At 62.6% G+C, this 19,254-nt stretch carries 20 protein-coding genes and 2 pseudogenes; 6 read left to right on the top strand and 16 right to left on the bottom strand.

Going from position 1 to position 19,254, the window contains the following annotated elements:
- The 10 genes and pseudogenes from MOV75_RS06970 to MOV75_RS06925 form a co-directional block, all read right to left on the bottom strand.
- On the bottom strand, window positions 1-230 hold a 230-nt coding region (locus tag MOV75_RS06970; RefSeq protein WP_369010444.1), incomplete at its 3' end, for a DUF2157 domain-containing protein.
- Between the two features lie 408 nt (window positions 231-638).
- Entirely contained in the window at window positions 639-911 is a 273-nt protein-coding gene (locus MOV75_RS06965; RefSeq protein WP_246921405.1) for a hypothetical protein, read from the bottom strand.
- A gap of 7 nt (window positions 912-918) precedes the next feature.
- Window positions 919-1,014 (bottom strand): annotated as a pseudogene (locus tag MOV75_RS06960) (tripartite tricarboxylate transporter substrate-binding protein); the annotation flags it as partial.
- A 243-nt stretch (window positions 1,015-1,257) separates the two neighbouring features.
- Window positions 1,258-1,707, bottom strand: coding sequence for a Zn-ribbon domain-containing OB-fold protein (locus tag MOV75_RS06955; protein ID WP_247005266.1), 450 nt, complete (start codon window positions 1,705-1,707; stop codon window positions 1,258-1,260).
- Window positions 1,704-2,897, bottom strand: a complete 1,194-nt coding sequence (locus MOV75_RS06950) for an acetyl-CoA acetyltransferase (protein WP_247005265.1) — start codon at window positions 2,895-2,897, stop codon at window positions 1,704-1,706. Before MOV75_RS06950 ends, MOV75_RS06955 begins: the two co-directional genes overlap by 4 nt.
- On the bottom strand, window positions 2,897-4,177 hold the full coding sequence (locus tag MOV75_RS06945) for a CaiB/BaiF CoA-transferase family protein (protein WP_247005264.1): 1,281 nt from the start codon (window positions 4,175-4,177) through the stop codon (window positions 2,897-2,899). The genes MOV75_RS06950 and MOV75_RS06945 overlap by 1 nt, the downstream gene beginning before the upstream one ends.
- Window positions 4,178-4,231: 54 nt before the next feature.
- Window positions 4,232-5,419, bottom strand: coding sequence for an ABC transporter substrate-binding protein (locus MOV75_RS06940; RefSeq protein WP_246921389.1), 1,188 nt, complete (start codon window positions 5,417-5,419; stop codon window positions 4,232-4,234).
- 65 nt (window positions 5,420-5,484) lie between these two features.
- A complete protein-coding gene (locus MOV75_RS06935; protein WP_246921387.1) occupies window positions 5,485-6,447 on the bottom strand; it encodes a PDR/VanB family oxidoreductase in 963 nt (320 codons plus the stop codon).
- Window positions 6,448-6,482: 35 nt separating this feature from the next.
- On the bottom strand, window positions 6,483-7,802 hold the full coding sequence (locus MOV75_RS06930) for a Rieske 2Fe-2S domain-containing protein (protein WP_247005263.1): 1,320 nt from the start codon (window positions 7,800-7,802) through the stop codon (window positions 6,483-6,485).
- A gap of 38 nt (window positions 7,803-7,840) precedes the next feature.
- A complete protein-coding gene (locus MOV75_RS06925; protein WP_247005262.1) occupies window positions 7,841-8,152 on the bottom strand; it encodes a type II toxin-antitoxin system HicB family antitoxin in 312 nt (103 codons plus the stop codon).
- A 163-nt stretch (window positions 8,153-8,315) separates the two neighbouring features.
- Between MOV75_RS06925 and MOV75_RS06920 the strand changes: the two genes are divergently transcribed.
- The 3 genes from MOV75_RS06920 to MOV75_RS06910 all read left to right on the top strand — a co-directional run bounded on the left by MOV75_RS06920 (window position 8,316) and on the right by MOV75_RS06910 (window position 11,556).
- Window positions 8,316-8,810 carry a MarR family winged helix-turn-helix transcriptional regulator gene (locus tag MOV75_RS06920; RefSeq protein WP_246921380.1) on the top strand — a complete coding sequence of 165 codons (495 nt, stop codon included), beginning with the start codon at window positions 8,316-8,318 and terminating at the stop codon, window positions 8,808-8,810.
- 354 nt (window positions 8,811-9,164) lie between these two features.
- On the top strand, window positions 9,165-10,304 hold the full coding sequence (locus MOV75_RS06915; RefSeq protein WP_246921378.1) for an acyl-CoA dehydrogenase family protein: 1,140 nt from the start codon (window positions 9,165-9,167) through the stop codon (window positions 10,302-10,304).
- Between the two features lie 37 nt (window positions 10,305-10,341).
- Window positions 10,342-11,556 carry an ABC transporter substrate-binding protein gene (locus MOV75_RS06910; protein ID WP_246921375.1) on the top strand — a complete coding sequence of 405 codons (1,215 nt, stop codon included), beginning with the start codon at window positions 10,342-10,344 and terminating at the stop codon, window positions 11,554-11,556.
- Window positions 11,557-11,666: 110 nt separating this feature from the next.
- On the opposite strand, the gene MOV75_RS06905 is transcribed toward MOV75_RS06910, so the two are convergent.
- Both MOV75_RS06905 and MOV75_RS06900 read right to left on the bottom strand, forming a co-directional pair.
- Entirely contained in the window at window positions 11,667-12,443 is a 777-nt protein-coding gene (locus MOV75_RS06905) for an SDR family NAD(P)-dependent oxidoreductase (protein ID WP_246921370.1), read from the bottom strand.
- 60 nt (window positions 12,444-12,503) lie between these two features.
- Entirely contained in the window at window positions 12,504-13,367 is an 864-nt protein-coding gene (locus tag MOV75_RS06900) for a MaoC/PaaZ C-terminal domain-containing protein (RefSeq protein ID WP_246921368.1), read from the bottom strand.
- Between the two features lie 136 nt (window positions 13,368-13,503).
- Here MOV75_RS06900 and MOV75_RS06895 point away from each other — a divergent pair, with 136 nt between their 5' ends.
- From MOV75_RS06895 to MOV75_RS06885, 3 genes are read left to right on the top strand one after another with little or no spacing between them, the layout of a single operon-like run.
- Window positions 13,504-14,670 (top strand): thiolase domain-containing protein, encoded by a 1,167-nt coding sequence (locus MOV75_RS06895; protein WP_246921365.1) that lies wholly within the window; start codon window positions 13,504-13,506, stop codon window positions 14,668-14,670.
- 1 nt (window position 14,671) lies between these two features.
- A complete protein-coding gene (locus MOV75_RS06890) occupies window positions 14,672-15,076 on the top strand; it encodes a Zn-ribbon domain-containing OB-fold protein (protein ID WP_246921363.1) in 405 nt (134 codons plus the stop codon).
- A gap of 58 nt (window positions 15,077-15,134) precedes the next feature.
- The gene (locus MOV75_RS06885; protein WP_246921360.1) at window positions 15,135-16,058 is read left to right on the top strand and encodes a nitronate monooxygenase family protein; all 924 of its coding nucleotides are present in this window, start codon (window positions 15,135-15,137) and stop codon (window positions 16,056-16,058) included.
- 132 nt (window positions 16,059-16,190) lie between these two features.
- Here the strand turns inward: MOV75_RS06885 and MOV75_RS06880 are convergent, their stop codons facing one another.
- The 4 genes and pseudogenes from MOV75_RS06880 to MOV75_RS06865 all read right to left on the bottom strand — a co-directional run.
- Window positions 16,191-17,387, bottom strand: a complete 1,197-nt coding sequence (locus tag MOV75_RS06880; protein ID WP_246921357.1) for an acyl-CoA dehydrogenase family protein — start codon at window positions 17,385-17,387, stop codon at window positions 16,191-16,193.
- 8 nt (window positions 17,388-17,395) lie between these two features.
- Entirely contained in the window at window positions 17,396-18,544 is a 1,149-nt protein-coding gene (locus MOV75_RS06875) for an acyl-CoA dehydrogenase family protein (protein ID WP_247005261.1), read from the bottom strand.
- Window positions 18,535-18,963: a cytochrome P450 gene (locus tag MOV75_RS06870; RefSeq protein WP_258719521.1), complete on the bottom strand. Its 429-nt coding sequence runs from the start codon at window positions 18,961-18,963 to the stop codon at window positions 18,535-18,537. The genes MOV75_RS06875 and MOV75_RS06870 overlap by 10 nt, the downstream gene beginning before the upstream one ends.
- Window positions 18,964-18,986: 23 nt before the next feature.
- Window positions 18,987-19,254, bottom strand: a pseudogene (locus MOV75_RS06865) (NAD(P)-dependent alcohol dehydrogenase); the annotation flags it as partial.

The raw sequence follows: 19,254 nt of genomic DNA, 5'->3' as shown, positions 1-19,254 counted from the left end.
AACCGCAGCAGCCGCGCGATCTCCGTCCAGTGCGCCGCCACGAAGGCAAGGAACGCGGCCGCGATCAACAAGCCGCCGACGATGCCGACGACGACGGCGATGTTGATGCCCGCAGGCAGTGGCGGCAGCGCATTGCGGATCGAGGCGACCGCCGCCGGCGCAATCACGCCATCGGCCTCCCATCGCGCAAGATCAGCGTCCAGGCGGTCCCGGTAGGTCTTCTCGAACATCGTGGTGGATTACCTCGGTGCCGCCGGATGGCGGGGCATTGCTGGGTCGGAGCGGGCGGGGAGTTGGTTCAAGCTATTAGCACCCTGAGCGGGGTCTTATGACCTCGGACAACAATAAACGCGAAAACAACCCCATGCACAGTAGCCGGGGGCTGAAAGATCAATGACTTACGGGAGTCCGAATTCGTCTGCCTCGTCGGGCAAATTCCAGGAGCGATGCGCGTGGCGTCATCGCCGAGCGCGGCAAGAGCGCGATCCTCGTCACCCCCATGACATCGGCGAACCCATCGCCATGGCCGGCCGCCGAGACGCTGCCCTCGCGGACGGTTCTGACAAACAGGTCCAAGGCCTGAAGGTCCAACCCTGAAGGCGATTCATCGATCTTTTCATATTCTGCAAAAGAGATGCTCAGATTGCGCGAATGGTTGCAGGGCTCTCAAAGCTGTAGCGTTCACTCAACATGGCCATAAACGGCCACATTGCAGCGAGGGGGACTGCAGCCATGGAATCGCTGGCGAAAACCAGTTGCCCCGGATCGACGGTGATGAGAGCGCTGCTGTGTCTCGTTGCCGCGACGATTCTGGCGCTCCAGGCGGGTACCGCGAGGGCCCAGACGGCCGCGGAATCCTGGCCGAACCGTGCGATCACCTGGGTGGTGCCGTTCGGGGCCGGCGGCGTCACCGACGGCCGCCTGGAACATCTCGCGGGCGAGGTGCTGGGCAGTGCCGGGGCCGGGGGAACCGAAATTGACCTTGCCCGGGTTGGCCTTCGCGTAGGCGACGAACTGAGAAGGTCCCGGTTTTGTCTCCATTACCATTTGTGCCGGCGACGACGGCTACTAGATCGGATTCGCACTGCTCAATCGCCCCCGTCGACGACGTGAACTTTGTGGCAGCGCGGATTTACAATCCAAGACTGAAACTGCGACCGAAAACGGGATTTGCTCTTGCGGCTGTGGAAAGATCGCTCTGCCGTAGACGGCGCTCGCGACGGTGCCAGACGGTCAAGCCGATCTTGAAAGGGGCCATTAGAGGAGCCACTGCAGCAGCGAATATGGCGGATCAGAATCGGGATGATGCTCGAACACGCCAAAAACCTCGGTGCCGATTGTGACCGCCTGCCGTGGGTCGCCCAGGAGATTCCCTACCATGCGGATGCCGCCGGCATGCGGAAGCTCGACCAGGACGGCGAGATAGGGGCCGTGCTGCCGGAGCGCTGCATGCGACGGATGCCAGACCCGCTCCCAGCTGAAAATGCGGCCGAGCGGAGCGACCTCAACCCATTCCAGATCGAAAGCGTGGCATCGATGGCAGATCCATTCGGGGCCGAATTGCCAAGCACCACAGCCGCCACAGCGCTGGACGAGAAGCCGGCTTTCGCGCAACCCCGCCCAGTAAGGCGACGACAGGCCGTCGGGCTCAGCCACCGGGATCGGAAGCCCCTTGGGAAAATAGGACACGTTCTCCGGGACGCTCACAGCGTCGCCTCCGAGCCGAGGAGCAGATTGCTGACCGGCGTGACCATCGGACCGCCAATGACCATGGCCACGTCGTTCCGCTCGGCCTGGTTGGTCGAGGTGCCGCGGACCTGGCGCACGGCCTCGAGCACGAGCTCAAGGCCGTGCATATAGCATTCGGCAAGATTGCCACCGCTGGTGTTCAGGGGAAGCCGCCCTGATGGCGCGGTGAGATTTTCGAGTGTGAGAAAATCATTGGCCTGCTCAGGCTCGAAGAAACCATGCTCGGCGAGCGCCATGACGACACCTCCGGTGAAGTTTTCGTAGGCTTGAACCGTTCCGACATCGGAAGGGCCTAGCCCGGCCATGCGATAAAGATCCGGAGCAACCGTGTCGAAGCCGGCGCTGGCGTAGCTCGGCGCATTGTGGGGAATGGCTCCGCTGCGGTGTCCTGCGCCCATGGCTGCGCCAAGCACGAAGACCGGCTTCTGCCGAAACTCGCGCGCACGCTCCTGCGAAACAACGACCAGCGCGGCGGCGCCGTCGTTCTCCATGCAGCAATCGTAGAGATGAAACGGTTCGACGATCCAGCGCGAGGCATCGTATTTTTCGATGTCGAGGGGCTTGCCATGCATGACAGCGCGCGGGTTTGACTGGGCGTGGCGATACGACGCGAGCGCGATCGCGCGCAAAGCTCCCTGGCTGACGCCATGCTCGTGCATGTAGCGCTGCACCTTCATCGCAAAGCGCTGCGGCGGAGCCAGGACGCCATACGGCATCAGATAGGCCTTTTCACCAAAAATGGTCTCGGTGCCGCCGACCTGTCCGAAGCGGCCATATTGGCCCTGCGCCAATGCGCGAAACACCACGACGCAGTCGGCCAGCCCGGCCACAATGGAGGCCGCAGCGTTGGCCACTGCGGCGCAGCAGCCGCCTCCTCCACCGCCCCATTGCATCGTCGTCGTACGAAGCCGGTGCGTGCCGAGCGCCGCGGCCAACCGCGAGGCTTCGTTTCGATCGTCGCCGTAGGACGAGAATCCGTCGATGTCGCGCGGATCAAGTCCTGCGTCCTTGCACGCGGCGAGAATGGCCTTCAACGCGAGCTTGAACTCCGGATCCGGCGACGTGCCGTGGCGATAATAATCGGTCTCGCCGATGCCGACCACGGCAACGCGGCCCCTGAGCGTCCGCTGGTCGCCCGGCTTTGACATCAGGCCTTGCTGCCTCGCGGCGCATTCGGACCGAACGCTCCGGCCTCCGCCAAGCTTGCCATCCGCCTGTCGTCATAACCAAGCAATTCGCGAAGCACGCTCTCCGTATGCTGTCCGACCGCGGGAGCCGCCACCGGATCGGCAATGGGCGTCTCTGAATAGCGGATCGGGAGGCTGACATTCGGCACCCAACCCACCCTGTCGTGCGGAATGCGCGTGACGATCCGGCGTTCCCTGGCCTCGGGGGATCGGATCGCGTCGCCCACGCTTCGCACCTGTCCGTGCGGAACGCCGGCGGCCCTCATCCGCGCCTGCCAGTGCGCCCATGGTTGCTGCGCAAATGCTTCGCCGAGAAGCGCAAACAGCTCGTCGCGACGCCCGATCCGATCAGACCCCGTCGCGTAGATCTCCGCCGAAGCCAGATCGTCACGATCAAGGACCTGCGACATCAGACGCTGAAATATCTTGTCGTTTCCGCAATTGATGTAGAACGCGCAGTCCTTGGCCTGAAACACGCCGGACGGGCACGTGTCCGGACTGGTATTTCCACCCCGTTGAGGATTGGCACCGGTGAACAGATGCTGCATCGTTGCGTAGCCGGTCATCAGGACGGCGCTGTCGAACAGCGAAAGCTCGACCGCCTGTCCCAGGCCGGTGCGCTCGCGAGCGACCAGGGCCCCGAGGATCGCATTGCCCGCCATCATCGCCGTGCTGATGTCCATGACCGGCGACAAGGCACGTACGCCCTCGCGATCGGCGTAGCCGTTCATCGATACGAAGCCGCTTTCGACCTGGGCGATGGGATCGAAACCCAGCCGATCCGCATACGGACCGTCGCGCCCGTAGGCCGAGACCGAGCAATAAATGATCTGCGGCCTGATCTTGCGGCAGCTTTGATAATCCAGTCCGAGGCGCTCCATGACGCCCGTCGAGAAATTCTCGACGATCACGTCCGCCGTCGCAATCAACTCCCGCACGATGCCGACTGCGCTCTCCGATTTGAGATCGAGCGCGACACTGCGCTTGTTGCGGTTGGTCCAGAGAAACGGAGCGCCGAGCCCGAGCTCCTTGTCCACGGGTGGGTAGCGGCGAAGATCATCGCCGCGGCCCGGCACCTCGATCTTGATGACCTCCGCTCCCATATCGGCGAGTATCATCGTCGCGAACGGTCCGGCGATGAAGTGCGAGAAGTCGATCACCCTGATGCCGCCCAGCGCTTTTGGCGCGCCGGAAGGACGGGGCGTATGTTCAGGGAATTCCGCTTCAAGCTGATTCAACATGGTGTCATCCGGTAAATTGCTGTCGTTTGACATCGCGGCGCGATGTCGCGTCGGTCAATTCGCTTTTGTGCTCTCGACCAGCGTGCAGCCGCCTTGATCGAGCGGCCGAAACGCCTCGGGCCCGGAGAGAACACCGATGTTTTCCAGCAGGTCCCATTTGCCTTTTGACGTCTTGGGGTCCTTGGCCTTGAGGATATACATGTTGTGGATCGCGCGGCCATCCGGACGGACCACGACGCGACCGTACAGCGCATCGTCAATCGGCTTTTCCTTCATCTTGCGGATGACGGCCTGCGCGTCGTTCGTTCCGGCCTCGTGTGCCGCGTTCAGATAGGCCATGACGGAGGAATAGACACCGGCATGAAAGGCGGTGGGCGAGTGGCCGTGCTGGCGCTCGCTGAACTTCGCCGACCAGGCACGGCTGGCATCATTGAGATCCCAGTAGAACGGCTGGGTGATGATCATGCCCTGCGCTGTCGCAAGCCCGCTCGATTCGATGTCGTTGGTCGTCGCCAGCAGGGCCGCAAATTGCCGTCCCTTCTCCTTCAGGCCGAATTCGGCCGATTGCTTGATGAGATTGACCGTATCGCCGCCCGCGGTTGCGAACGCGATCACGTCCGCGCCGGAGGCGTCGGCCTGGAGAATGAACGAGGCATAGTCCGGGCTGTTGATCGGCACGTTCACCGATCCGAACACGCTGCCGCCGCCGGCGGTGATGACGGACGTTCCATCGCGGACCATCGACTTTCCGAGCGCGTTGTCGGTGGCGATGAAGTACCATTTCTTGCCGCCGCGACCGACGAGATACTCGCCGATCGTGTGCGAGGAAGCCCAGGTGTCGAACGTCCACTGGATGGTATTGGGCGAGCAGAATTTTCCAGTCAGATCCGACGACGCCGCGCTGGACGCGATCAACGCGACCTTGCTGCCGCGCACGACCTCATTGACGGCGAGCCCGACCGCCGAATTGGGGACATCCGCAACCGCGTCGACGCCGTCCTGGTCCATCCAGCGCCGGGCGATCGCGGCGCCGATATCGGCCTTGTTCTGGTGATCTGCCGAAATGATCTCCACCTTGAAGCCGGGATTGGCCTTCATGAACTCTTCAGCCGCCATCTTCGCTGCGGTGACCGAGCCCTCGCCGGCATTGTCCGAATACGGACCTGAGGCATCGTTGAGAATGCCGATCTTCATGACGCGAGCAGAATCCGCCAGCGCCGGCGAACACACGGCAGCGATCATCAGGCCTCCGACAATTCGCGATACAGATCCCATGCGTTTCATCCCTTGATTATTGTTGTATTCCGCTAGAGGTCCAAAACGAGCGTGCGCGTCCTGGAGCCCGAGCAGCAGATCATGATCGTCTTGTTGGAGGCCTGCTCTTCCTCGCTCAGATACTGGTCGCGATGATCCGGTGTTCCGTCCAGCACACGCGTCTCGCAGGTGCCGCAGACACCCTCGCTGCAGGCGTAGCTGGGAGAGATGCCGGCCTCGAGGAGCGAATCCAAAATAGTTTTGCCAGCTTCCACTGCGACGGTGCGGTTGCTTCTGGCCAGCTTGACCTCGAAGCCTCCCTCGAGCGCCGGGGCCTCCCTGGCCTGGAAATACTCGACGTGGACGCAACCCTCGGGACGGTCGGCCGCGGCGGCCTCGAACGCCTTCAGCATCGGCGCGGGGCCACAGCAGTACAGATGAGCTTGCGCGGGCGCCTGTTTGACGATCGACGCCAGGTCGAACATCCGCCCCGAGCGTTCGTCGTCAATGTCGACGTGCAGATTCAGATGGACGTTAGGCCGCAGGCTCCCGATTTCATCGAGAAACGCCGCCGCAGCACGCGTCCTCGCGGCATAGAACAGGTCCCAGCGGCGTCCCAGAAATTCAAGCCGGCGGATCATCGACAGCAACGGCGTGATGCCGATGCCCCCGGCGACCAGGACGGATGTCTCCGCATCTTCGCGGAGCGGAAAATTGTTCTTAGGAGCCGAAACCGTCAAAATATCTCCGACCCTGACATGGTCATGGAGGAAGCTCGCCCCTCCCCGGCTCGCGGCGTCCTTGTTGACCGCGATGACGTAGCGATGCCGCTCGCGCTGGTCGTTCAACAGCGAATAGCTCCGGATCATCTTGTCGGGTAGGTGCAGATCGATGTGACTGCCGGCCGTGAACGGATCGAGCTCGCCTCCGCCCGGCGGCACCAACTCGTAGGAATTGATGCGTTCGGCCTCGTAGGTCATGCGCTTGATGCGAACCGGGATGACACGCTCGGTCATGGCGCCATCCTCCGCCAGTTGAGAGGACGTCCGACTCACATCTCGTATCCGAAATCGGCGCCGAGCCTGGCCCGCATGAACGGCGCGCCGACGTCGACCCAGGAATCCTCCGGAGGAAGTCGCAAGGACACGGCTCGCACCATGAAGACATCGGGGTCAGCCACGCCCTTTGGTTTGGTGCCATGATCGCGATAGGCGCCCAGCGCTTCGAGGATGAAACGGCGCGTCATCGCGATGCCGGTATCGCTCGAGCAAAGATTTTCTTTTGTACGGTCGAAGATCGGTGAAACGCCGCTCTGGCAGGCACCGTCCTGCACCCACAGCCCGGGCAAGCCCGAGAACCAGGTCGAGCGCTGGGCCTCGTGGTCGAATTGGAAGCCGTTCTGCGGATTGTACCTGGTCCAGTAACCGGCATAGGGGACCGTCACGGGATGCTGAACGAGCGCGTTGCGACTGGCGTGCCCGCTTTCGCGGCCATTGTGCCCTTCCGCGAAGATCTGCCGTGTCTTGGGGCGGAGCGGCTCGGAAGGATGGTATGAGAACATGATGCAGAGCGTGTTCTCGTCGTCGATCGGCACCCAGGCGTGCCCGCTGAGATCCGGGAACGGAGACAGCGGCGGGACCAGCGTGTAGAACGGCAGCATGAACTGATTCACGCGCCAGTAGAGCGTGTTGGCGTCGTAGTTGCGCCGCGCAGCGATGCTCATCCCGAAATTCTGCTTGATGCATTCGAATGTCGGGCGAAGGTCCCGCTTCTGGATCCACGCACTCGTCGTGCCTTGGGCGTCCAGGCGGCCGTGGAGCAACGGCGCGTGCGCCGAATCGATCTCGCCTTCCACGGCCTGAAGCCAGTTGCACTCCTGGACGCGCAGGCTGACATGCACCTGCTCCTGCGGCACGAGATTCCATTCGACGTTCGGAAGCGGCGGCGGATCAGCCTGGTCTGGCCCCATATAGGTCCAGATCATGCCGTTGCGCTCGCGGCACTGGTACGCCTTGATGCGCACCCGCTCCTTGAGACGGCTACGCACCGGCTCTGCCGGCATATCCGTGACGGCCCCCGTCACGTCGAACTTCCAACCGTGATAGACGCATCGCAGCCCGCAATCCTCGTTGCGCCCGAAGATCAGCGGAGCGCCCCGATGCGGGCAGGCTTGGTCGACCAGGCCCACGCGCCCCTCGGAATCCCTGAAAGCGACCAGATCCTCGCCGAGCAACCGGATCCGCCGCGGCTGTCCGTCCGGGGTCAGATCGGCCGAAGGCAAAAACGGAATCCAGTAGAGACGGAAGAGTTCGCCAAGCGGTGTGCCCTTTCCGACTCGCACCAGCCGCTCATTGTCTTCATGTGAGAGCATGACAGTTCTCCATTCGAATCGAAGGCATCGGGTCGCCGTTATGGGTTTGCCGTGGTGAGCAGTGGAGCCACGCGCTCCGCCAGGCCGAGGTCGCGTACTGTCCAGAGTGGATCGGATGTTACGAGCGGTTGGCGCGGTATCGGAGGCTGCCGGCCTTGCTCGACCAGGCCGACGATGATTTCGATCCGTCGCCGTTCGAGATCCCGGAGCGCTTGTTCGACCACCGCGCCTTCCGCCGCGCAGCCCGGTAGTTCCGGATAAGCGAGGCGGATCAGCCATTGTCCGGGCGCCCTCTCCACAGCTTCTGCTTCGAGCAGATAAGGGACCGCCAGCAATTCGCGCAGATGCAACGTGACCTCCCTGGCAATTAATACGTATACGTATTATAATTCGCTTCCGCTTGCAATGGCTCTAATTCGGCCAATTACGCCGCATTGCGGTAGAGTTGAGCTCGCCGACCCAAGCTGTTACCCGCGAGGCGACCGTCAGGAATCGGAGCGAGGTTGAAAGCACATGAGCGCGAGCGGACGCACGGAGAAGGATTCAGCAGCGGAGCTTGCGCGCACCTGGCAATTGGAAGGCGGCATCGGATTTCTGCTGCGGCTGCTCGAGGCCCGGTATGACGGCCTCTATCAGAGCCTGACCAGACAGAGCGACATCACGCCGCGGCAGTTCGGCGTGCTCATGGCGCTCTACCAGCGGGGTCCGATGACGGCGTCCGTTCTCGCCGACCGCATCAGTTGTGACCGGAACACACTCAGCGAGATGCTCAAGCGCATGGCCGTGCGGCGGCTGGTCTCAAAGAAGAGCAGTCCGGAAGATCGCCGTTCCATTCAGATTCAGATTACCGCCAAGGGCGAGGAAGCTTTGCTAGCGGTCATTCCGGCGGCAGCCGAGCTGCAGAGCCTGATGCTGGTACCCCTGCGCAAGGAGGATCGGGCTCATTTCCTGAAGTGCCTGCTCGCGATCGCAAAGGCCTCCCCCGTCGCCGGCGCGCCGGAAGAGTGACGCCGGTCGCCTCGGCGATGCCGTCGGCTGGTCGCGCGGGCCTATCGCGCCAGCGCGATCTCCTTGTCCTGCCGTTTGGAGACCTCAGCACCCCTGCTCGGGCTCTTATGCCTCCGCGACGTCTCGTTGGGGACTGCCGCGCTTCGGCGTCCACCTTCAGATATTGATGCCGTGTCCGGTCTGGCGGTTCAGCTGATTTTGCCGCTCTCGGATGTCGCCGGGTAGGGCGCGGCCGGAGGCGGCCGGAGAAGACGCCGGGAGCCTTTCGGCGCCCGACCTACTTGCCAGTCCCCTAGGTCAAAGATATATTGGTCCAACCATTGATATCAACTAGGCAAGGAGGGCGCCCCCATTATGAGCTTGACCGAGGAGCAGGTCGCCTTTCGCGACAGCGTTCAGAAAGTTGTTGCCAAGCACGTCGCCCCGATCGCCGCCGAGATCGACGCGACGGATCGCTTCCCCGAGGAGATCGTCAAGATTTTCGGCGAGATGGGGCTGATGCAACTCTGGGTGCCCGAGCAGTATGGCGGTCCCAACGGCAATCTCACCATGATGTGCATCGCACGCGAGGAAATCGCGAAAGTCTCGCCGGCCTGCGCGTCGATTGCCGGCCTCAACACGATGTTCATCATGCCGCTGCTGCACTTCGGGTCGGAAGAGCAGCGCAAGCGATTCCTGCCGATCATTGCCGAGGGCGGCGTCGTCACGGCCATCGCTATTTCCGAGCCCCAGGCGGGATCGGACGTCTCCGCCCTCAATACGCGGGCTCGGAAGGACGGCGACAGCTACGTCATCAACGGCAGGAAACAGTGGTGCAGCTACGGCGTTGCCGCCGACTACATCGTTCTGATGGCGCGCACCAGCGACAGCCCCGGCTCGGACGGCATCAGCGCATTCATTCTCGAGCCGAAGAAAATGCCGGGCATCAGCTTCGGTCGCCATGAGCGCAAGATGGGTTTCCGCGGGGCGCCAAACACGCCGATCTTCCTGGACAACGTCCGCGTACCCGCCGAAAACCTCGTCGGCGAGGAAGGCAAGGGCTTCAAGGCCTCGATGCGCGCGCTCGACCTCAATCGGCCGACGATCGGCGCCCAATGCGTCGGCCTCGCGCAAGGCGCGTTCGAAGCGAGCCTCGCCTACGCCAAGGAACGAAAACAGTTCAAGAAGAGCATCTCCGAATTCCAGGGCGTCCAGTTCATCCTGGCCGACATGGCCATGCAGATCGAGGCGGCGCGTGCGCTGGTCTACGAATGCGCCCGCGCTGGAGACGCCGGCGACTGGAAGCGCCTCAACCTGCTCGCGAGCATGGCCAAGTGCTTCAGCAGCGACATGGCGATGAAGGTGACGACCGACGCGGTGCAGGTCTTCGGCGGCTACGGCTACACCATGGATTATCCGGTCGAGCGGATGATGCGTGATGCCAAGCTGACCCAGATCTTCGAGGGAACGAACCAGATCCAGCGCCTCGTCATCGCGCGCGAACTGCTTCGATAGCCGCCAAATCAAGAAACGCAGACCTGGAGGAACGCCCTTGAGCCGTACATCGGTCCTGACATCGTGCTCTCTATTCGCAGCCACTCTGCTGTCCCTCTCGGCCGCGCATGCCCAGAAGACTTATGATCCAGGCGCCAGCGACACCGAGATCAAGCTCGGTCAATCGACGCCGCTCAGCGGCCCGGCCTCCGCGTTCGGCGCAGGGGCAGGACGTGCAGTGGTCGGCTACTTCGACATGCTCAATGAAGGGGGCGGGATCAACGGACGCAAGATCAGCTTCACTCAACTCGACAACGCCTACAGTGCGCCGAAAGCCGTCGAGCAATCCCGAAAGCTCATCGAGGATATCGGCGTCCTTGCCGAGGTCGGCACGATAGGAACCGCGCCGAACGTCGCCATCCAGAAGTATCTCAACTCCAGGAAGGTGCCGCAACTCTTCATCACCGCGGGAGGACGCCGCTTCAACGATCCGACTCAATTTCCCTGGACCGTTCCGCTCTATCCCGACTTCGAGACCGAAGGCCGCGTCGTTGCGAAATACATCCTCAAGGCCAAGCCGGAGGCGAAGATCGGCGTCCTCTATCAGAACGACGATTTCGGGAAGGATTATCTCAAGGGGCTACGCGCGGGACTCGGCGCGAAGGCGGCTCTGATCGTTGCCCAAGCCTCCTATGAAGTTTCCGACCCAACCATCGACTCGCAAATCGTTCAGTTGAAGTCCGCCGGCGTCGACACGCTGATCGAGCAGTCTTCGGCCAAGGCCGCGGCGCAGTCGATCCGCAAGGTTCATGAACTGGACTGGCATCCGCTGCACATCATCGGTGGCTCGACCGCCTCCGTCGAGACGGTGCTGAAGCCGGCCGGCCTTGACGCCTCGCGCGGACTGGTCACCACGCAGTTTCTCAAGCAGCCGGGCGATCCGGCCTGGGCCGACGACGATGAGGTCAAGGGCTACAAGACTTTTCTCAGGAAGTATGCGCCGTCGGTCAATCCAGACGATTACTCGGTGCTCGTCGCCTACATGAACGTCAACGCGCTGGGGGCCGTTCTGAAGGCCTGCGGCGACCAGTTGACCCGGGCGAACCTGATTCGGAAGGCCACATCCCTGCACGGCGAGCGAATGCCGATGATGCTGCCGGGTATCACCATCAGCACCACACCCGAAGATTACACGGCGTTCAAGACGCTGCGCATCGCCGTTTTCGATGGAACCAGCTGGAGCCTGTCCGGCGAGCCGATGACGGCGGATTAGAAGAAGAGAGCCGGTGGGTCGCGTCTCGTGCGCGCCCACCGCAAGTTTCGCCTGCGCCTTTCGGCACTGCTGAATATAGAGATGCTAAGGCAGGGACGAAGGCGGTAAGATCAAAGACTGATGTGGAAGCCGCCGTTGACTCCGATGTGCTGGCCCGTCGTGTACGAGGACGCATCGGAGAGCAGGAAGCAGACGGTCCGCACCACTTCGTCCGGTGTCGCCCAGCGTGCAAGCGGTATCTGCGCCAACATGCCATCGCGGAATTTCTCGCCGCGTACGACCTCGGTCATCGGCGTTTCGACCACGCCAAAGCAGATCGAATTGGTCCGGACGTTATATTTGCCCCACTCCCGGGCCGCGGTCATGGTCATGCCGAGCAGTCCGGCCTTGGCGGCGGCATAGTTGATCTGGCCTACCGACCCCTTTCGTCCCGCGTCAGACGAGATGTTGACGATAGCTCCTCCCGAGGCGTCGCCGTCCTTGGCGCGCTGGACCAGGTGGCGTCCCACCGCCTGCAGCCAGAGGAACGCGCCCGTGAGATGAACGTCGATGACCTCGCGCCATTGAAGCATGCTCATCTTTTCGATCATCGCGGGACGAATGATGCCGGCATTGTTGACCAGTCCGTTCACCGAACCGAACCGACCGACGGCATCTGCGACGGTGCTCGCGGCCAACTCCGCGTCCGTGACGCTGCCGACGACCTTCATCACCCGCTCCGCAGGCAATGCCGCCAGGACGGCCCCAAGCGCCTCTCCGTTGAGATCGACGGCGACGACGTTCGCCCCGAGTTCGATCGCCAGTTCGGCCGTTGCTTTGCCGATCCCCTGTGCGGCGCCGGTGACGACGATCGTCCGGCCTTGTAGGGACACCATATTTTTTGTCATTCCCGGTTCCTCAGTTTCTGTTGAAGTCAAACATCTTGTGCGCGCACCGCTTCGGGCGAATCAGGTCGTTGCCCAGCCGTGACTGAGAACCAGCGCATCGCGCTCGACGACACGCGCCTGAAATGCGATGCGGTCATCGAGGTGCCAGCATTCGAGCTGGATCGTGTCTCCAGGAAAGACCGGCGCGGACATCCGAGCGCGGATCGTCTTCAGCCCTGCGGGATCTCCGTCGCAGAAGGTTTCCACCAAGCCGCGACAGGCAAATCCGTAAGTCGCAAGCCCGTGCAGGATGGGCCTCCGGAAGCCGGCCTTGCTGGCAACCGCGGGGTCTATGTGCAGGGGATTGAGGTCTCCCGACAGGCGATAAAGCACGGCCTGGTCCGGGCGCGTCGGTAACGTGATTACGCGATCCGGCCTACGATCAGGGACTGGCGTCGGAGCGGCGGCGGGTTCGTCACCGCCGGCGGCTTGTGAGAAGCCGCCGTCGCCGCGAAGGAAGAGCACCTGCTCACTGACGGCCACCAATCGTTTGGCAGCTTCGTCCCATAGTTCCTTCTCGACATGCATGATGGCGCCCTTGCCCTCGCCCTTGTCGACAAGCCGTGCGACGCGACTCTTGCCGATTAGAATTCCGCTTGGAGGAAGTGCGGCATGCATCTGCACAGACTGCTCCCCATGCACCATTTGCCCGAAATTGATGCCGAGCTCTGCATTGTCCCTCATCCAGGCACCCGGCGAGGCCAGAACGGTCGCCATGGTCGGAAGTGGCACCAGATCCTTTTCGTATACGAGGCGCAGTTGCCGCTCGTCCGATGGATCGCTCGCCGCACCGACACCGAGCGCGTAGAGAATGGTCTCTCTTGCCGTGTAGGCGTGGCGGACGTCGCCGGAGCGCCAAGCCCGCGTCTTTGCATAATCAACCATCGCCGACAGCCCTCAAATAACCCATCCAGCACCTATTTGTCTTTGGTTGAACCAATGATATATATCTGACCTGTCGTGGTCAACGATGCTTGATGCAGATGGCGGCCACCGGCTGAGCATGAGTCCGAGAGATCTGATGAGCATTCGACGCAAAGCCTGCATCGCGGGCGCCTACGAGCACCCCACCCGAAAAGCACCGGACAAGACGGTCGCCCAGTTGCACGCCGAATGTGCGCGCGGAGCCCTGGAAGACGCTGGCCTGCGCCTTGAGGATGTCGACGGCTATTTCTGCGCGGGCGATGCGCCAGGCCTCGGCGCGAACAGCATGGCGGACTATCTGGGGCTCCGGCCGCGCCATGTGGACACCACCGATACCGGCGGGTCCGCCTATTTGGTTCACGTCTCGCATGCCGCCCAGGCGATTGCCATGGGCAAGTGCAACGTGGCCCTAATCACGCTCGCGGGCCGGCCGAGAAGCGAGGGATCGAGCGGCGTGGCGCCAAGGCTCGTCGGCGCCGGAACGCCCGATGTGCCCTGGGAAGCGCCTTATGCCCCCGTGACGGTCAACATGTATGCGCTGGCGGCGGCTCGTCACATGTATGAGTACGGCACGACGAGCGAACAGCTGGCATGGATCAAGGTCGCGGCCGCGACCCACGCGCAGCACAATCCGAATGCGATGTTGCGCGATCAGGTCACGGTCGACGACGTCCTCGCCTCGCCCATGATCTCCGATCCCTTGCGCCGCCTCGACTGCTGCGTCGTCAGCGATGGCGGCGGTGCCCTGCTCGTCGTTCGCCCCGAGATCGCGCGTTCGCTCAAGCGTCCCATCGTCAACGTTCTCGGCGCCGGCGAAGCGATCAAAGGTCAGCTCAACGGGCAGGTCGACCTGACGTTCTCGGGCGCAGCCTGGTCCGGTCCTCGCGCGTTCGGGGAAGCCGGTGTCAGGCCGTCCGACATCCAATATGCCTCGATCTACGACAGCTTCACCATCACGGTGCTGATGCAGATCGAAGATCTCGGATTTTGCGAGAAAGGCAAGGGCGGACGTTTCGTCGCGGACGGCAATCTGATTTCCGGAGTCGGCAAGCTGCCGTTCAACACCGACGGCGGCGGACTTTGCAACAACCACCCTGCCAATCGCGGCGGCATCACCAAGGTCATCGAGGCCGTCCGCCAACTGCGCGGCGAAGCCCACGCCAAGGTGCAGGTTCCAAATTGCAGCCTTGCCCTGGCCCAGGGCACCGGCGGCCTGCTCGGCTCGCGCCATGGCAGTGCCACCCTCATCATGGAGCGCGCATGAGATGACGACGATGTATCAGGACCGCCCGCTCGGCTCGGCGGTGCATGACCCCGCAACCGAGCCGTTCTTTGCTGCAACGGCAAGCGGATCGCTTCGCGTGAAAATCTGCGTTTCCTGCCGCAAGCCGCATTGGTATCCGCGGCCGCTTTGCCCCTATTGTCTCGGCGACACCGAATGGAGCGACGTCACCGGCAAGGGTGAAATCTACAGCGTCAGCGTCACGCGCCGTGCCGGCCCCACCCCATATGCAATCGCTTATGTGAGACTCGACGAAGGCATTACGATGTTGAGCAATATCGTCGATTGCGACCTCGATTCGCTGCGGATCGGGCAACGTGTCCACGTCGTATTCAAGCCGGCCGAGGATGGGACGATGATCGCGATGTTCGCCCCGGATCCGGGCTGACGAACGGCCCAAAAGCACCTTCATGTCGCTCGATCCAAAGCTTCGGCGATCGCTTTCGTTGCCCGCCGTCTGCGCACCGATGTTCCTTGTCAGCGGCCCTGATCTCGTCCGCGAGGCCTGCAAGGCGGGCGTGATTGGCGCCCTGCCACGCCAGAACGCCCGCTCGTTCGACGAGTTCGCTGACTGGCTGCGCACGATCTCCGCGGATTTGCGCGAACATGCCGCGCAGGCGCCGGGACCGGTCGGTCCGCTTGCGGTGAACCTGTCTGCAAAGACGCCGGAGGACGAGGTCGGAAGCCACCTCGATCTATGTGCCGAACAAAGCGTTGACATCGTGATCACCGTCGGCGGCAATCCCAGGATCATTGTTCAACAGGCGCATGATCGTGGAATAAAGGTCTTCCACGACATCACCAGCATCCCGTTCGCCGAGCGCGCCATCGCAGCCGGCGTCGACGGCCTGATCTGCATCGGCGCTGGGGGTGGCGGCCACTCCGGTACGATCAGCCACCTCGCATTGATCCGCAAGGTCCGCTCGATCTTCAACGGGACGATCGTCATGGCCGGGGCCATTTCCGACGGCGCCACCATACGTGCGGCGGAAGTGCTCGGCGCCGACCTGGCCTATCTCGGGACCAGGTTCATCGCCACCAGGGAGTCGCTGGCGCCCGACGAATACAAGCGCATGATCGTATCGCAGACGTCCGCAGACCTGATTTACACGGAGAAGGTTGCCGGCGTGGCCGCGAACTGGCTGGCCGCGTCGTTGCGCGCTGCTGGCCTCAATCCAGACGCCATGCCCGAGCCGAAGGGCAAGGGCATGCGGCACGACCATCTGCCTGAGAGCGCGAAACCCTGGAAGAACCTGTGGAGCGCGGGACAAGGGATCGATCTGATCGACGAAATTCCGGCGGTAGCGGACCTGGTTCTGAAGCTAAAGCGGGAATATGCGGAAGCTTGCCAGATCCCCGCTATGGTCTGAGGCCACTTTCGGACTCCGGCTTTCGACTCGCGTGAAGAACTGGCTGGGATCGCGCCCGGCCTTTGACGTCGGCGATAGGCACCTTGCAGGACGACCTCCGGCGCGCCGCATCAAGTTTACGCGGTCAGTCCTTCAAAGCCCGAGCACCTGCTTGGCAATGATGTCGCGCTGGATTTCCGAACTCCCGCCGAAGATCGTGTTGGCGCGGCCGTTGAGATGCCGGGGCACCACGCTTAGGACTTCTTCCGGGATGAGCGGCCGGTCCTTAAGGGCATGGAGAGGACGGCGCGTTTCCTCCACCAGCGCATTTTGCCCGACCATTTCAACTCCCACGCGCGAGATGGCCTGGTGGATCTCGCTCGCACGCAGCTTGAGGACGGACGACACCGGTCCGGGATTTTCGCCTCTTTGCAGGGCTGACAACACCTGCAATTCGAGGAACTCCAGTGTCTGGACGTCGAGCTCGATTTCCGACAGTTTAGTTGCGATCTCCTGAAGCAATATCGCCTTGTAGGACAAGCCGGAGTTGGCCAATCCCCGCACCTTCTCGAGCGCATATCTCAGTTTCGGCGAGTTGATTCCGCCGCCCCGCTCGAATTCAAGCAGATACTTGCCGCAGGTCCATCCCCGCCCTTCCTCGCCGACGAGATTGGTGAGGGGGACTTTCACCTCGTCGAAGAACACTTGATTGACGTCATGGTCCCCGCTGATCATCATGATCGGGCGAATGGTGATGCCTGGGGATGCCATGTCAATGAGCAGAAAGCTGATGCCATCCTGTTGCCTCGGCTCGTCGTTGGTTCGGACCAGCGCGAACATGCGGTTTGCGAAGTGCGCATGCGTTGTCCAGATCTTTGTGCCGTTGACGACGTAGTGGTCGCCCCGGCGAACGGCACGTGTCTTCAGCGAGGCAAGATCCGATCCCGAGCCTGGTTCCGAATAGCCCTGGCACCACCGATCTTCGCCGCTAAGGATGCGGGGCAAGTAGAACTTCTTTTGCTCCGAGGTCCCGAAGCGCATCAAGACCGGCCCGATCATCTTGATACCCATGGGGGATAGCTGCGGCGTTCCTGCTGCGGCACACTCGGATTCGAAGATCCATCGCTGCGTCGCCGTCCAGCCCGGGCCACCATGCTCCCGGGGCCAACCGGGTGCGACCCAACCTCGCTCATGCAAAGCCCTTTGCCATGGAGCGACGATATCGGGATCTGAGAAGAAGGACACGTTGAGAGAGCTGGCCCGGCGCAGCTCGGGAGAAAGACGCGCCGCGATAAATGCTCGCACCTCATCTCTGAACCGTAATTCCTCGGCCGTGAACGATAGCGACATGACTGATCTCATTCCGTTCGGGAGTTGCCAAATAGCTCGGCGTGACGCTGCACATGGTAATCCACGCTTCCGAAAAGTGCTTCGAACACCAGCAGCCGTTTGAAATAAAGGCCGAGATCGAGTTCGTCCGTGACGCCCATCGCGCCGTGGAGTTGCACCGCTTGCTCCGCGACATTGCGCGCGCAGCGGCCGATTTTCACCTTGGCGCCGGACGCGGCGAGCGCCCGCTGCGTCGAATCGGTATTGGCTCCCACGAGAAGAGCCGCACGCGCCGCCATCGCTCGGGCCTCCTCGCATTCAACATACATGTCGGCCAGCCTGTGACGGATCACCTGGTTGGCCGCGAGCGGCCGACCGAATTGCTTGCGCACTTTTGTATAGTCGAGTGTGGCGTCGAACATGCTTCTCATCATGCCGGCTGCCTCTGCGCTGAGCGCAACAATCGCCCGATCGACGACGCTCTGGATGGTCGGCAGCACGTCCGCACCGGTTCCGAGCCGCGCATCGGGCACAAGCCGGGCCTGGTCGAATGTCAGTTCCGCGACGCGGCCTCCACCGAGGCGTGGTGCATCGCGTAGCGTCACTCCTGCGGCATCCTTCGGCACCAGGAAGAAAGCAAGTCCGGCACCCTGCGCACCGGGCAAACGCGCCGACACCATGTGGACGTCCGCAGAGACCGCGTCGAGCACGGCGATCTTGCGTCCGTGAAGCGTCCAACCATGATTGTCAGCCTGCGCCACGGTGTGGACCTCGGAAAGACCTGCCCTTGCGTCCGACTCGTAGTGAGCGAACGACAACAGACGCTCGCCGTTGATGATGGCCGGCAGCAGACCCTTCTGCTGCTCTTCCGTGCCGCATTCGGCAACCAGGGCCCCAGCCAGCAGCACCGTCGATAGATAAGGCTCGGTCGCGAGCCCCCGGCCGAACTCCTCCATCAGGATCGCGACCTCGACGGGCCCTCCGCCGAAGCCGCCAACGTCCTCCGGAAACGGAAGCCCGAGCCAGCCCAGATCCGCAAACTTGCGCCAGTTCTCGCGCTTGAATCCCATAGGATCCTGCATCGCATGGCGACGTGCGGCCGGCTCGCAATGTTCAGTGATAAACCGTTGCGCGCTATGGCGCAGCATCTGTTGCGCTTCGCTCGGTGTCAGATCCATCCCTCAGCTCCACACATCACACCTACCGGTCTCGCTTTCCGGGCGCGCAGATCGGCCATCTTCCAATGGAGTCGCGAGAAACGGATTGGAAGCCGCTTCAAGCCGACGACGAAGGTTGTCTCGGTCCAGGCCGGCTCGCCAGCAAGTTCGATTCCGTCGACGCGCGAGAGCAGTTCGCGCATGAAGGCAATCATTTCGACCTTCGCGAGATACATTCCAAGACAGGCGTGGATGCCGAAACCAAACCCGACGTGGCGGTTCGGCGTCCGGTCGGCAACAAATGCGAAGGGACGCTCGAAGGCATCCTCATCCCGGTTCGCAGGCGAATAGGCCAGCAGCAGGTTATCGCCTTGCTTGATGGTCTTGCCGCGCAACGTATAGGTCTCGGTCGCGGTCCGGAAGAAATGCTTCACCTGCATCGCGTCCTCCCCTGGTTTCCTGTTCAGTTCATCCGCAGCACCGGCTTGACGATTGCGCCGGCTTCCATCTCCTCGACCGCCTGGTTGATCTTTTCGAACGGATAGAAGCTGACGATCCTGTCGAGCGGCAGCCGCCCTTGGCGGAAGAAGTCGACGAGTCGCGGCAGGAAGATCGTGGACACGGCATCACCCTCGACGACGCCCCGCACGGTCAGACCTCCGCCGACCAGGACGCTCGCCTCCACGGGAAACCGCGTCCCGCGCGGCGGTGCGGCGACCTGAGCGGATGAC

The sequence above is a fragment of the Bradyrhizobium sp. PRIMUS42 genome (assembly GCF_023006515.1).
GTDB lineage: Bacteria > Pseudomonadota > Alphaproteobacteria > Rhizobiales > Xanthobacteraceae > Bradyrhizobium.
This window is presented reverse-complemented; position numbering and strand designations above follow the sequence as displayed.

What these genes read in the sequence shown, in the direction of transcription:
- MOV75_RS06895 (WP_246921365.1), top strand. Translation starts at nt 13,504, where the DNA reads ATGAGCATTCGACGCAAAGCCTGCATCGCGGGCGCCTACGAGCACCCC.
- MOV75_RS06930 (WP_247005263.1), bottom strand. Translation starts at nt 7,802, where the DNA reads ATGCTCTCACATGAAGACAATGAGCGGCTGGTGCGAGTCGGAAAGGGC.
- MOV75_RS06945 (WP_247005264.1), bottom strand. Translation starts at nt 4,177, where the DNA reads ATGTTGAATCAGCTTGAAGCGGAATTCCCTGAACATACGCCCCGTCCT.
- MOV75_RS06940 (WP_246921389.1), bottom strand. Translation starts at nt 5,419, where the DNA reads ATGATCGCTGCCGTGTGTTCGCCGGCGCTGGCGGATTCTGCTCGCGTC.
- MOV75_RS06950 (WP_247005265.1), bottom strand. Translation starts at nt 2,897, where the DNA reads ATGTCAAAGCCGGGCGACCAGCGGACGCTCAGGGGCCGCGTTGCCGTG.
- MOV75_RS06935 (WP_246921387.1), bottom strand. Translation starts at nt 6,447, where the DNA reads ATGACCGAGCGTGTCATCCCGGTTCGCATCAAGCGCATGACCTACGAG.
- MOV75_RS06920 (WP_246921380.1), top strand. Translation starts at nt 8,316, where the DNA reads ATGAGCGCGAGCGGACGCACGGAGAAGGATTCAGCAGCGGAGCTTGCG.
- MOV75_RS06890 (WP_246921363.1), top strand. Translation starts at nt 14,672, where the DNA reads ATGACGACGATGTATCAGGACCGCCCGCTCGGCTCGGCGGTGCATGAC.
- MOV75_RS06870 (WP_258719521.1), bottom strand. Translation starts at nt 18,963, where the DNA reads ATGCAGGTGAAGCATTTCTTCCGGACCGCGACCGAGACCTATACGTTG.
- MOV75_RS06915 (WP_246921378.1), top strand. Translation starts at nt 9,165, where the DNA reads ATGAGCTTGACCGAGGAGCAGGTCGCCTTTCGCGACAGCGTTCAGAAA.
- MOV75_RS06880 (WP_246921357.1), bottom strand. Translation starts at nt 17,387, where the DNA reads ATGTCGCTATCGTTCACGGCCGAGGAATTACGGTTCAGAGATGAGGTG.
- MOV75_RS06900 (WP_246921368.1), bottom strand. Translation starts at nt 13,367, where the DNA reads ATGGTTGATTATGCAAAGACGCGGGCTTGGCGCTCCGGCGACGTCCGC.
- MOV75_RS06875 (WP_247005261.1), bottom strand. Translation starts at nt 18,544, where the DNA reads ATGGATCTGACACCGAGCGAAGCGCAACAGATGCTGCGCCATAGCGCG.
- MOV75_RS06905 (WP_246921370.1), bottom strand. Translation starts at nt 12,443, where the DNA reads ATGACAAAAAATATGGTGTCCCTACAAGGCCGGACGATCGTCGTCACC.